The 12,522-nt window shown below is 66.6% G+C and carries 12 protein-coding genes; 9 read left to right on the forward strand and 3 right to left on the reverse strand.

All coding sequences use genetic code 11. The annotated features are described in order from the left end of the window. Positions 1-237: 237 nt before the first annotated feature. From uvrB to U0177_RS24075, 3 genes are all read left to right on the forward strand, one after another. Positions 238-2,247, forward strand: coding sequence for an excinuclease ABC subunit UvrB (uvrB, locus tag U0177_RS24065; RefSeq protein ID WP_409573219.1), 2,010 nt, complete (start codon positions 238-240; stop codon positions 2,245-2,247). A gap of 196 nt (positions 2,248-2,443) precedes the next feature. Further along, a complete protein-coding gene (locus U0177_RS24070) occupies positions 2,444-3,805 on the forward strand; it encodes a nuclease-related domain-containing protein (protein WP_409573220.1) in 1,362 nt (453 codons plus the stop codon). A gap of 313 nt (positions 3,806-4,118) precedes the next feature. Continuing rightward, positions 4,119-4,676, forward strand: coding sequence for an FHA domain-containing protein (locus tag U0177_RS24075; RefSeq protein ID WP_409573221.1), 558 nt, complete (start codon positions 4,119-4,121; stop codon positions 4,674-4,676). Here U0177_RS24075 and U0177_RS24080 read toward each other — a convergent pair. Together U0177_RS24080 and gltX are read right to left on the reverse strand one after the other, a co-directional pair. Continuing rightward, positions 4,673-5,800 carry a type III polyketide synthase gene (locus U0177_RS24080; RefSeq protein ID WP_409573222.1) on the reverse strand — a complete coding sequence of 376 codons (1,128 nt, stop codon included), beginning with the start codon at positions 5,798-5,800 and terminating at the stop codon, positions 4,673-4,675. The two genes, U0177_RS24075 and U0177_RS24080, sit on opposite strands and share 4 nt — an antisense overlap. A gap of 275 nt (positions 5,801-6,075) precedes the next feature. Next, positions 6,076-7,575, reverse strand: coding sequence for a glutamate--tRNA ligase (gene gltX / locus U0177_RS24085; protein ID WP_409573223.1), 1,500 nt, complete (start codon positions 7,573-7,575; stop codon positions 6,076-6,078). 201 nt (positions 7,576-7,776) lie between these two features. Between gltX and U0177_RS24090 the strand changes: the two genes are divergently transcribed. Next, positions 7,777-8,721, forward strand: coding sequence for a UV damage endonuclease UvsE (locus tag U0177_RS24090; RefSeq protein WP_409573224.1), 945 nt, complete (start codon positions 7,777-7,779; stop codon positions 8,719-8,721). After that, a complete protein-coding gene (locus U0177_RS24095) occupies positions 8,721-9,188 on the forward strand; it encodes a hypothetical protein (RefSeq protein WP_409573225.1) in 468 nt (155 codons plus the stop codon). Before U0177_RS24090 ends, U0177_RS24095 begins: the two co-directional genes overlap by 1 nt. Here U0177_RS24095 and U0177_RS24100 read toward each other — a convergent pair. After that, entirely contained in the window at positions 9,183-9,560 is a 378-nt protein-coding gene (locus U0177_RS24100) for a response regulator (RefSeq protein WP_409573226.1), read from the reverse strand. The two genes, U0177_RS24095 and U0177_RS24100, sit on opposite strands and share 6 nt — an antisense overlap. Positions 9,561-9,842: 282 nt before the next feature. Between U0177_RS24100 and U0177_RS24105 the strand changes: the two genes are divergently transcribed. The 4 genes from U0177_RS24105 to U0177_RS24120 all read left to right on the forward strand — a co-directional run bounded on the left by U0177_RS24105 (position 9,843) and on the right by U0177_RS24120 (position 12,485). Beyond that, on the forward strand, positions 9,843-10,508 hold the full coding sequence (locus U0177_RS24105; RefSeq protein ID WP_409573227.1) for a thiamine diphosphokinase: 666 nt from the start codon (positions 9,843-9,845) through the stop codon (positions 10,506-10,508). Positions 10,509-10,581: 73 nt separating this feature from the next. Next, entirely contained in the window at positions 10,582-11,031 is a 450-nt protein-coding gene (locus U0177_RS24110) for a hypothetical protein (RefSeq protein ID WP_409573228.1), read from the forward strand. Further along, the gene (locus U0177_RS24115; protein WP_409573229.1) at positions 11,028-11,786 is read left to right on the forward strand and encodes a class I SAM-dependent methyltransferase; all 759 of its coding nucleotides are present in this window, start codon (positions 11,028-11,030) and stop codon (positions 11,784-11,786) included. Before U0177_RS24110 ends, U0177_RS24115 begins: the two co-directional genes overlap by 4 nt. A 180-nt stretch (positions 11,787-11,966) precedes the next feature. Next, positions 11,967-12,485 (forward strand): hypothetical protein, encoded by a 519-nt coding sequence (locus tag U0177_RS24120; RefSeq protein WP_409573230.1) that lies wholly within the window; start codon positions 11,967-11,969, stop codon positions 12,483-12,485. The last annotated feature ends 37 nt before the right edge of the window (positions 12,486-12,522 follow it).

Genomic DNA, 12,522 nt, shown 5'->3' on the forward strand with positions numbered 1-12,522 from the left:
CACCCTCCAAAGGTATGCGTTTTTCGGGCTGTGGCACAGCCGCCGCCCTGCCACAGCCCGAAACAGCATCTCGCTGGGGGCGGCAAAGCCGCCCCCAGGCCCCACCCGCGAAAGCTGGCGGCAACAAGGCGAAGCCTTACCTAACACAAATGTTCAGCTCTTCAACCCAAAGTCCGATGCCAGAACAGCCGCCCACAGTGTATAATACAATCCTCGCAAAATGTAGTCAGGTGGTGTATGTCGTTTCGTGTGAACGCGCCATATCGCCCTACCGGCGACCAGCCGCGCGCGATCGCCGAGCTTGTGGCGGGCATCAAAAAAGGTTACCGGCATCAGACGTTGCTGGGCGCTACCGGCACCGGCAAAACCTTTGTCATGGCCCAGGTATTCGAGCAGCTTGAGCGGCCGGCGCTGGTGATGGCGCATAACAAAACGCTGGTGTCGCAGCTCTACTCCGAGTTCCGCGATCTGCTGCCCGAGTCGGCGGTTGAGCTGTTTATTTCGTACTACGATGTCTATACGCCCGAGGCGTATGTTCCCAGCAAAGATCTGTATATCGAGAAAGAAGCCCAGATCAACGAGGAGATCGACCGGCTGCGCCACGCCGCCACGCAGGCCCTGCTGACGCGCAGCGACGTGCTGATTGTGGCGTCGGTCTCGGCGATCTACGGCCTCGGCTCGCCCACCGACTACGGCCAGGTGGCGATTCCGATCCGCGTCGGCGAGGTGCGCAACCGCGATAAGCTGCTGCGCCAGCTGATCGACCTGCAGTTCGAGCGCAACGACATCGACTTCCACCGTGGCACGTTTCGCGTGCGCGGCGACACGCTCGATATTTTCCCGGCCAATGCCGAGGTTGCCGAGCGCGTCGAGTTCTGGGGCGACGAGATCGAGCGGATCACCGAGTTCGACCCGCTCACCGGCGAGGTGATCCTGACGCGCACTGCCGTCGATGTCTACCCGGCCAAGCATTTTATCACCACCGGCGAGAAGCTGCAGCTGGCGGTGGCCGACATCTCGCAGGAGCTGACCGAGCGCGTGGCCACGCTCGAGGCCGGCGGCAAGCAGCTCGAGGCTCAGCGGCTGAAGCAGCGCACGCTCTACGACCTCGAGATGCTTGGCGAGGTGGGCTACTGCTCGGGCATCGAAAACTACTCGCGGCACATGGACCGCCGCCTGCCGGGGCAGACGCCGTGGACGCTGCTTGACTACTTCCCCGACGACTTTGTGCTGTTCGTCGACGAGTCGCACATCAGCCTGCCGCAGATCCGCGGCATGTACAACGGCGATCGATCGCGCAAAGAGACGCTGGTCGACTATGGCTTCCGGCTGCCGTCGGCGCTGGACAACCGGCCGCTCAAGTTCGACGAGTTCGAGCAGCACGTCCACCAGGCAATCTACGTCTCGGCCACGCCCGGCCCGTACGAGATGGAGCACTCCGAGCAGGTGGTCGAGCAGATCATCCGCCCGACCGGCCTGGTCGACCCGGTCATCGAAGTGCGGCCGACCAAAGGCCAGATCGACAACCTGATCGGCGAGATCAAGCGCCGCGTCGACAAGAGCCAGCGCGTGCTGGTGACGACGCTGACCAAGCGCATGGCCGAAGACCTGACCGACTACCTCAAAGAGATGGGCGTGCGCACGCAGTACCTCCACGCCGACATCGAGACGCTCGAGCGCGTCGAGATCCTGCGCGACCTGCGGCTTGGCGTGTACGACGTGGTGGTCGGCATTAACCTGCTGCGCGAAGGGCTCGACCTGCCCGAGGTGTCGCTGGTGGCGATCCTCGACGCCGACAAAGAGGGCTATCTGCGCTCGGGCTCGTCGCTGATCCAGATCATCGGCCGGGCGGCGCGCCATGTCGAGGGCCGCGTGATCATGTACGCCGACACGACCACCAACTCGATGCGTATTGCGATCGACGAGACCGATCGCCGCCGCGCCATTCAGGAGGCCTACAACCGCGAGCACCACATCACGCCGGTGGGCATCAGCAAGGCCGTGAAAGACCTGACCGAGCGCGTGCGCAAGGTCGCCGAGGAGCGCGAGGCATACCAGGCCGGGCGCGGCGGCGCGGCGGGCGAGCTGCCCATCCCGAAGGATGAGCTGGTCAAGCTGATCAAAGAGCTCGAGAAGCAGATGAAGCAGGCCGCCAAAGATCTCGAGTTCGAGAAAGCCGCGGCACTGCGCGACCAGGTGATCGAGCTGCGGCGCACGCTGGCGCTGGAAGAGGAAACTGCGCCGTAGGCAGGCCAAAACCTGACGAAACTTTCACGAATTTTGCCATTGCAAACCGCACGCCAAAGCGCGATAATAGGACGATACACGGCGGCCCTGGCGGCGCGCCGGGGCCAGCCCGCTCACGCGACAGAGAGTGTATGCGCATCCAACGAGTTCTGAACGGCTCATCCAAGGTTGTTGAGCTGCGGAAGGGGGAACCGCAGTGGCAGTGCAGGTGTGGATCGGCGAGAAGCCTGAACATCCAAACGAGCGCCGGGCGATTGTCGCGCTGGCGAATGGGCTCGATCGGCTCGACGGGCTGTATCTGATCCTGGCCAACTTCAGCGTGGGCGGGCGGAATATCGACCTGGTGCTGATCAAGCAAGACGCGATTTTTATTGTCGAGCTGAAGCAGTGCGACGGCAAGATTTTCGGCGATGTCAACGGCCCGTGGTTTGTCGAGAGCGCCAACGGCGAGCGGAAGCGCCTGAACCCTGGCCGTAAAAACCCCTACAATCAGGTTATCTCGTACTACTATAGCCTGATCAACTTTCTGAACGAGCACCGCACCCAGTTCCTCTCGCCGCAAAAGGCCACCTCGGTCGATTTCCGCACCTGCAAGCGGCTGGTGGTGATCGCCCCGACGATCCAGGAAGGCTCGCAGGTCGAGACCGATTGGAAAGTCGAGCTCAAAGGCCTCGACGAGCTGCCGGCATACCTCGTGACCGAGCGCTCCTCGGAGATCGACCTGAGCGAAGAGGAGATGCTGGCCATCCCCGAGCTGCTGCACTGCACGCGCTGGAACGAGGTCAACTCGCTGCTGGCCGGCGTTCTGCCGCGCTGGGACGCGATTGACTCGCCTTTCGCCGAGCAGGCCGCTGCGCCGGCGGCTGCGGCGCCGCCCGAGCCTGCCGTGGCCGCCTCGCCGGCGCCGCCAACACTCTGGTCGCGCGGGCGGCGCGCGCTGCATACCTGGACGGGCCGGGCGGCGGTGTTGATGAGCGCCCTGGCGCTGGTGCTGGCGGCGGCGCTGATCGCGCTGGCGACGCGGCGCGCGCCGGTGCTGGCCGACCAAACCGCTAGCGGGATTGTCAGCACCAGCCAGGCCGCCGGCGGCCTAGGCTTCGGCGGCGTCGTATCGCAAGAAAGCTGCGTCTGGAATGAATTTCAGTCGGTTGGGCGGCGGCGCGGCGGGCAGCCCGGCAGCTGGGAAAACGTTGGCGTGGGCGGCAACGCGCCCTCGCTGCAGCCCGAGGTGGTCGTGACGCTCGAAGAGGTCAACTTCTGCCAGGAGGCGATCAAGCTGACGTGGAGCGTGCGCAACAACCTGGACGACGAGAGCGTCGCGCTGCCGCTTACCGTCGAGAACATCGCGGTGAGCGACTCGCTGCTGAACGACTACCAGATTGCCGACGACAAATCGCAGCCGCCGCAGATCAGCGTTGCGCCACGCAGCAAGGCGCGCGGCACCGCAGTGGTGGCCCGGCCGGCGAACCTAAACGCCAAGGTGCTGCGCGTCAAGCTCAAGCAGCTGCCATTCGGCGAGGCCACCTGGATCGTGCCGATCAGCAGCGCCGCCAAGTAGCCCGGCCCGCCTTTATGAGAGGTTTCTCGATTGCGATGGCCTGCCCGGCGAAGCCGGGCAGGCCATCGCAATCGAGATAGGAGTTACGCGCTTGCGAGATTCGGCTTCCTGATCTGCCGAAGATGGTGATAAGACTTTATTCATCACTATTGACAAATTCAGCACCTCCGATATAGAATTGCGCTGCATTTATAGCGGTATATCACCGTAAGACCACAAGATCGGTGGAGGGCCACGCCAGCCCGATGCGGATCGCCATCTGGCTGATCCGCTGTTTTAGTCTCCACTGATTTTGTGGCAACGGGAGGGTGGCATGGCGAAAGCACTGGTGCTACGCGCGATCACCGGCACGCAGGCGGGGAAGCGCCACGTGGTTACTGCGCGGGTCAGCTCGATCGGCACCGCGGCATCGAATGATCTGGTGCTGCACGATCGGCTACTGAACCCGCGCCATATCGAGCTGCGGCAGGTGCTCGAGCGCTGGTTTGTCGTGCCGCTGGCCAGCAACAGCCAGGGCCTGGCGCTGAACGGCATGCCGATCAGCGGCCAAAGCCGGCTCAACCCCGGCGACGCGCTGACGCTCGGCAGCGTCACGTACATGGTCGATCTGGAAGACGTGATCGAGCAGGAGGTCGGCCAGGCGCCGGCAGGCAACAACGGCGTACCGCGGCTGGGCGAGTACTTCATCCGGCGCGGCATCCTCAGCCGCGAGCAGGTGATAGCCGTGGCCGAGCGCCAGTCGCGGCTGCAGCGCGACGGCTCGCGGCTGCAGTTCGGGCAGGTGGCCTACGATATGGGCTTCATCACGCGCTCGCAGCTCGATATGGCCCTGGCCGACCAGCGCTCGGATTTCAACGACCGGTTCTACTAGGCGGCCTGGCCGCGCACCAGCGCCAGCTCGCAGCTGAACCCCGGCCCCAGCACCGCCAGCACCCCATACTCGCCCGGCGCGGGCGTGCCGGCGCCCAGAAACGCCTCGAGCACGAAGAACACCGTCGCCGACGACATATTGCCGTAGGCGCGCAGCACCTCGCGCGTATGCCCAAGCCGCTCGCGGTCGATCGCCAGCGCGCCTTCGTACGCGCCGATCACCTTGGCGCCGCCGGGATGCAGGATCCAGTGGTCGATATCGTCGATCGTCAGCCCGTGCCCGGCCAGAAACTCGGCCACATTCTCGCGCATCAGCGTCTGCACAATATACGGGATGCGCGATGAGAACACCACCTGCATGCCAGTGTCAACCATATCCCATCCCATGATCTCGGTGGTGTCGGGCCAGAGCGTGCTCTGCGTGCCGAGGATCGAGATGGGCGGGCGCGAGGGTAAAGCGACCGCGCTTGCGCGATCTTCCGGCCTTTTTAGCGGCTGATCAGCCTGGCGAGTATGCAGTTCGTCGCCCTCCACCAGCACCGCTGCCGCGCCATCGGCGAACAGCGACGACGCGATCAGGTTGCGCTTCGAGCGGTCGTTCCACTGGAATGTGACGCTGCACAGCTCCACCGAGAGCAGCAGCACGCGCTGGCTGGGGAACGCGCTGGCGTACTCGTAGGCGCGCGCCAGCCCGGCCACGCCGCCGGCGCAGCCCAGGCCCCAGATGGGAGTGCGGCGGGTATGGCGGCCCATGCCCAGCCGATTGATCAGCATTGCGTCGGGGCTCGGCGCGGCCATGCCGGTGGTCGAGATCCACAGCAGGTGATCGACATCGCCGGGCTCGAGCCCGGCCGCCGCCAGGCAGCGCCGCGCCGCCTGCTCGCCCAGCGCGGTGGCGGCCTCGACGAACAGGTCGTTGCACTCTTTGAAGCTGCGCGGCGTGATGAACCACTCGAGCGGCGCCGCGAAGTAGCGCGTATCGATCTGGGCATGGCGAAACACCGACATGTAGCGGTCGATCTCGGGGAAAGCCGGGGCAAAGTGCTGGCGCGCCAGGTCGCGAATCTCATCCTGCTGCAGCGCGTAGGGCGGCAGCGCGGTGGCTACCGAGCGAATAACGGGCATGGCTACCGCTCCTTCTAGTCTGGAGGCAACCGCGTGTGTCGTTTAGCGAACATGGCCGGCGCAGCCAGTGGTTTTACCTGGCCTCGCCGGGCCTGGGCGCCAGCGGCGAGCGGCACAACAAGCGCTGTATAGCACGGATCGCGCCACGCCGCCGTAAAGAGTACGTACGCCGGTGGCTAATGGATCGGCTACCGCGCAGACATACAGGCTCGAAGCCGGAGGCGTGCTGTGAAGCCTCGAAGCTTCGAGCCTGTAGTGCGTATCGGCGGCCGAAATCAGGCCAGCGCGTCGCGCGCGGCGGCGATGCGCGCCAGCGCTCGCTCGCGACCCAGCGCAGCCAGCGTCTCGAACAGCGGCGGCGCAACCGTACGGCCAGTGACGGCCACGCGCAGCGTGCCGAACAGCTGCCCGGCTTTCAGCCCAAGCTGCTCGACCAGCGCGCGCAGGGTTGTCTCGAGCGCCGCCTCGCTCCAATCCTCAAGCTCGCCTAGCTCGGCGTAGGCTGCGGCCAGCGCCGCTGCGGTGCCGGCCGGATCCATCTTCTTCTGCACCAGCAAAGCAGGCTCGGCCGGTGGCAGGTCGTGGAAGAAGAACTCGAGCAGATCGGACGCCTCGCTCAGCTCCTCGAGCCGCTCGTGGATCAGCGGCACGAGCCGCTCGGCATACGCGCGCTCAGCGTCGCTGGGCGGGCTGGCGATCAGGCCGGCCTGGCTCAGGAACGGCGCCACGCGCGCGGCCACCTCGGCGCTGCTGAGCTTGCGGATGTAGAGCCCGTTCATATCCTTGAGCTTGTCGGGGTTCCAGCGCGCCGGCGAGGCCTGCACCCGATCGATCGAAAAGCGCGCCACAATCTCGTCGCGGCTCATGATCTCGGTGTGATCGTCGTAGCTCCAGCCCTGGAGCGCCAGGTAGTTGAACATCGCCTCGGGCAGGTAGCCGCGCTCCCAGAAGCGGTTGGTCGCGACGTCGTCTTTGCGCTTCGAGAGCTTGCCGCGCCCATCCTGGCGCAAAATATTCGGCACGTGCGCGAAGACCGGCATCTGCCAGCCGAAGGCACGGTAGAGCATCACGTGGTAGGGCGCGCTGGGAACCCACTCCTCGCCGCGGATCACGTGGGTAATGCCCATGAGGTGGTCGTCGACCAAGTGCGCCAGGTGGTACGTCGGCATGCCGGTGGTTTTCAGCAGCACCAGGTCGTACAGATCGGCGTTGTTGACGCTGATGCCCTCGCCGCCGCGCACCAGATCGGTGAAGCCGGTGCTGCCGTCGAGCGGCACCTTGAGCCGGATGGTGAACGGCAGGCCCTGGGCCTCGGCTGCGGCAACCTGCGCGGGCGACCAATCGCGCTCGGGGCCGCGGAAGCGGAAGCGCTCGGGGCGCTCGCCGCGCGCGGCCCACTCGGCGCGCAGGCGCTCTTCCTGCTCGGGCGTCACAAAGCACTTGTAGGCGTGCCCGCCGGCCACCAGCTCGTCGGCGTAGCGCTGGTAAATCCCGAGCTCCTTGCGCTCGGATTGCACATACGGTGCGTGCGGGCCGCCGATGTCGGGGCCTTCGTCCCAGTCGATGCCGACCCAGCGCAGCGAGGCCATCATATCGTCGGCGGCGCCGGGCACAAAGCGCTTCTCGTCGGTATCCTCGACCCGCAGCAGGAACTGGCCGCCATAGTGGCGCGCGAACAGCCAGTTGAACAGGGCGGTGCGCACGCCGCCGATGTGCAGAAACCCGGTCGGGCTGGGCGCGAAGCGCACCCGCACGGGTGGGGTGATCTCAGCCATACATGCTCCTTTGAGTCTGATCGCGCTATTATACGCCGATGTGGCCGGCGCGCAAGGCCAGCGCTGCGCCGCAATCAGCTGGCGCTGGCACGGGCCGCGAATGCCGGCGCATGGTGATTCGCGCGCTGCGAGCCGCGCCGGGTTTGCCAGCAATCGCAAAGCGTGGTATACTCGTAAACGGTACCGCTTTCGTGTAAAAACATGATCCGACTCGGCGTTGCAGTAAAAATCATGGGCCAGGGCGGGCTGCGGGCGCGCGATGGCCGGCGGGCCGAGCACGCGCCGCACCTGAGCGTCAGCCTGCTGCTCGTGCGCGAGGTGCTGCTGTACCTGGCCAGCCAGCAGATCGGCTGCTACCGCCTGGCCGACGACCTGGTGCCCGGCGATGACACGGGCGACGACGCGCTGCGCCAGGTTGGCGCGTGCGCCGACATGCTCGCCGAGACGGGGGCGCTGGCGCGGGCGCACGGCATCCGGCTGAGCATGCACATGCCGCTGCACGTGCAGCTGGCGGCCCCCGACGGCGCGCTTGCCGCGCGCGCCGCCGCGGCGATCGGCCTGCGGGCGCGGCTGCTCGACGCGCTCGGCTGCGGCGGCGAGGCGGTGCTGGTGCTGCATGTGGGCGGCGCGCACGGCGACCGGCAGGCCGCGCTCGAGCGCTTCGCGGCGCGCTACGAGCGCCTGCCCGAGCCAGCGCGGCGGCGGATCGTACTTGAGCACGACGAAGACTGCTTTAGCCTGGCCGACCTGCTGCGGCTGCACCAGATCACCGGTGCGCCGATCGTGCTCGACAGCCTGCACCACCAGATCAACGACCCGGCCGGCATCCCGCTGGGCGCGGCGCTGGCGCTGGCGCTGGCGAGCTGGCCGCGCGGCGTGCGGCCCAAGCTGCACTTCAGCTCGCAGCGCACCGAGGCGCACGTGCTGCCGGCGCGGCGTGGCGCGCAGCAGCGGGTACTGGCGCCGCAGCTCGGGCAGCACGCCGATTTCGCCAACCCATTCGAGCTGATCGGGCTGCTGCGCGCCGCGCGCGGCCTGCCCGAGTTCGACATCATGCTCGAGGCCAAGGCGGCCGACCTGGCGCTGCTGCGCCTGCGCGACGACCTGCGCCGCCTGGCCCCCGAGCTTGCCAAGGAGGTGGCCTGATGGACGACGCGGTGGCCGGCGCGCGCGTGCTGGTCGTGGTGCTGACGCGCCAGCGCGACCTGGCGGCGGCGCGCGACGAGGGCTGGTACCGCATCCCGCTGGCGCGTGCGCCGCGCGCCATGCAGGCCGAGTACCTGGCCTTCTACCAGACGGCAGTATTCGGCGACGAGCGCTGGGCAGTGCGCTACTACGCCGCCGTGCGCGCGGTGAGCATTCGCGAGCGCGCTGCGCTGCTGCCCGACGAGCCGGCGCACCCACGCGCGAGCCAGCGCTACTACTGCTTCGCGCTTGGCCCGCTCGAGCGGCTGGCGGTGCCGGTGCCCAGCCGGCGGCTGCGGCGGGTCTGCTTTATTCCAACTACGTTTGATTTACTGGTTTCGGCCCACGACGTTGCCGAGCTGTGGCGGCCGGCCGAAACGGAAGAGTGGGAAGGGATATGGGGTGCGGGCGTCAACGCGCGGCTATGAGGCGACTGCCGGCCTCAGGTAGCGCTGCATCTTCACCAGCAGCTGGGTAAAGTTGATCGGCTTGGTCTCGTAGTCGTCGCAGCCGGCGTCGAGCGAGGCAACTCGCTCTTCGTACATCGCGTAGGCCGTGAGAATAATGATTGGAATCGAGCCTGCGCTGGCGTGCGCCTTGAGCGTGCGCGTGGCCTGCCAACCGTTGATCACCGGGATGCCTACGTCCATCAGAATCAGATCGGGCAGCTGGTCGCAGGCCATGGTAATCGCCTGCTCACCATTCACCGCGGTGATGACCTCGTAGCCCTCCCAGAGCAGCCGACGGATCAGCATATCGCGGTTCATCGGATCATCTTCCACCACAAGGATCTTCGACATACCCATCCACTCCGTGGTGTACCGCAGCACGAGGCGCTCGGCACAGTACGCGCGACCTGGCGCGTGCTGCTAATCGGTTGTTGTCTTCGGATGTGTTAAGAGACCGCCTGAGCGCGTGGCGGAGATACGGGGCCACGCGCGGTCTATTATCATACCATATGTAGCGAGATGCGCAACTCACATTTGCCACTCTGATGCCTAATACGTATTGTAGATGCGGCGGATGTGCGCCCGGCTTGGTATAATAGCGGCGTATCTGTGCTAACAAGGCTAGGAATCTGCATGTATATGGTGATCGCCGCCAACGCGCCCGACCTGGACGCCACGCCATTCGTGGAACAGGTGCGCGCCGCCGACCGGCTGGTGGCGGCCGATGGCGGCGCGCTGCCGCTGCTGCGGCTGGGCCGCGCTCCCGATATTGTGATTGGCGACATGGACTCGCTCGACGATGCGGCGCTGCGCGAGCTGGCAGCGCGCGGCGCCGAGCTGCGCCGCTTCCGCCGCGACAAAGACGAGACCGATCTGGAGCTTGCGCTGCTGTATGCCGCCGCGGCCGGCGCGAGCGCGATCGACGTGATCGGCGCGCTGGGCGGGCGCTGGGATCACACGCTGGCGAACGTGGCGCTGCTGGCGCTGCCCGAGCTTGCCGGCCGGCGGGTGCGGCTGCTGGCCGATGGCCAGACGCTCCTGCTTGTGCGCGATACAGCGGCGATCGATGGCCAGCGCGGCGATACTGTGTCGCTCATCCCGCTGGCCGGCCCGGCCCACGGCATTACGACCCAAGGCCTGCAGTACCCGCTCGACGATGCGACGCTTGGCTTCGAGCGGGCGCGCGGCATTAGCAATGTGCTGCTCGATCCGCCCGGCCGCGTTAGCCTGCGCGCGGGCCTGCTGCTGCTGGTGCACCACGACGACGGCGGCGCCCACCAGTGGCGCGGCGGCGCGTGAGCCTGTGTCGCTGCCGCCCCGGCGCTGCGACCGCGATATATGCTAGAATGTGCGGCGTCGGAAGGAGCATGCCATGCGCGACGAGAAGAAAAAAGGGATCAACTGGGGCTCGGCGATCAGCGGCCTGATCTTTTTGCTGGTGGTCGCCGGCGGCCCGATCGTGAACCTGCTGCGGCAGACGCTTGGCAGCTCGGTGTCGCTGCCGAGCAATCTGCTGCCGTGGCTGATCGCCGGGCTTGTGCTGTTGAGCATTGTGGTGTCGGCGGTGCGCTCGGTCGGCAGGGGAGGCCAGCGCCGCAGCGATACGCGCCTGCCAACCAGCATGCCGCCCGCACCGGGCGTGCCGCCGCCAGCCAGCCCCGCGCCGATCAGCACCGGCCCGGCTGCCGCGCCGCCGGGCGCGGCTACGCCATCACTCAGCACGCCGCGCTTCGACCCGATCATCAGCCCGCGCGTGCTGCTGTTTGGCGTGCTTGGCCTGCTGCTGATCGCCGGCGCCGCGCTGCTGCTGGGAGTGCTATGAGCCAGTTCGACGCATTCGCGCGCTTCTACGACGCCGACTATGGCGCGATCGACGACGATCTCGATTTCTACCGCGAGCTGGCGCGCCGCAGCGGCGGCCGCGTGCTCGAGGTGATGTGCGGCAGCGGCCGGCTGCTGGCGCCCCTGGCCCACGCCGGGCTGCGCGTGGTCGGTATCGATATCTCGGGCGCAATGCTGGCGCGCGCGCGTGTGCGGCTGCAGGCCGCTGGGCTGCTCGATCGCGTCGAGCTCATCGAGGGCGATATCTGCGCGCGCGCGCCGCAGGGGCCGTTTGGCCTGGCAATCGTTGCGATCAACTCGTTTATGCACCTGCCCGGCACGGCCGAGCAGCTGGCCGCGCTCGGCACGATCCACGCCGCGCTGCGGCCCGGTGGGCTGCTGGCGCTCGATCTGTTCAACCCCGACCCGCGCGCGCTCGCCGAGCACCACGGCGCGCTGGTGCTCGACAAGGTGTTCACGCTCGGCGACGGCACGCGCGTGCAGAAGTTTGTGGCGCAGCAGACCGACCTGGCCGGCCAGATGAACTACGTGACGTTTTTCTACGACGAGCTTGACGCGCAAGGCCGGGTGACGCGCAGCACGCTGCCATTCACCATGCGCTGGCTGTACCGCTTCGAGCTCGAGCACCTGCTGGCGCGCGCCGGCTTCGCGCTTGAGGCTGTGTATGGCTCGTATGATCTCGAGCCCTACATCAGCTCCAGCGATCTGATGCTGGCCGTCGCGCGTAGAGTCTAAGAAGCTGTTTGAAAAGGATGGTTTGGAGGGACGAAGTCCCTCCAAGTTTCCACTTTTTCTGGTGGGTGGCGGCCACATTCGTGGTCGCCACCCGCCAGAAGGGAAGTGCGAGGGGCAAAGCCCCTCGCTCACGCCCTTTTCAAACAGGCTCTAACAGAAACCTGACGAGATACGACGATTATGCTGCGAGAACGATCAATTGAGATTGCGCTGGCCGAGCGCAAGCAGCGCCGCGCGCTGTTTATATTCGCGATTGCCGCAGTGATCATGCTGGGCTTCTGCGCCTGGGCGAGCCTCCGCATGGTCACGCCGCCGTCAAAGCTGCTGCCGGCGGGCCAGCTGTCCGACTACGCCGACGGCAAGACGCACCGCTTCAGCGTGCCGAAGACGAATGTCAGCAGCCTGATCACGCGCCGCGATGTAACGCTCAGCGAAGATACGCTGTTCGTGCGGCAGGCGCCCGACGGTAGCTGGGTGGCGCTGCTGGGCGTCGATACGCTGTCGGGCTGCTTTCTGTACTGGGACGAGCCCGCTGGTGTGTACCAGGATGTCAACTGCCAGGGCGCACGCTACAGCGCCGATGGCCGCTACCTCGACGGGCTGAAGGGCGGCGAGCAGCCGCAGAACATGGCGCGCATGCCCGTCGAGGTGCGCGGTGGGCAAGTATTCGTACGCGACGAGCTGCTGCACGAACGCTAGCGCTCTTAGGGCCTCGGAATGTCCACATCATCCCGCT

This window comes from Kouleothrix sp., assembly GCF_046328425.1.
Taxonomy (GTDB): Bacteria; Chloroflexota; Chloroflexia; order Chloroflexales; family Roseiflexaceae; genus Kouleothrix.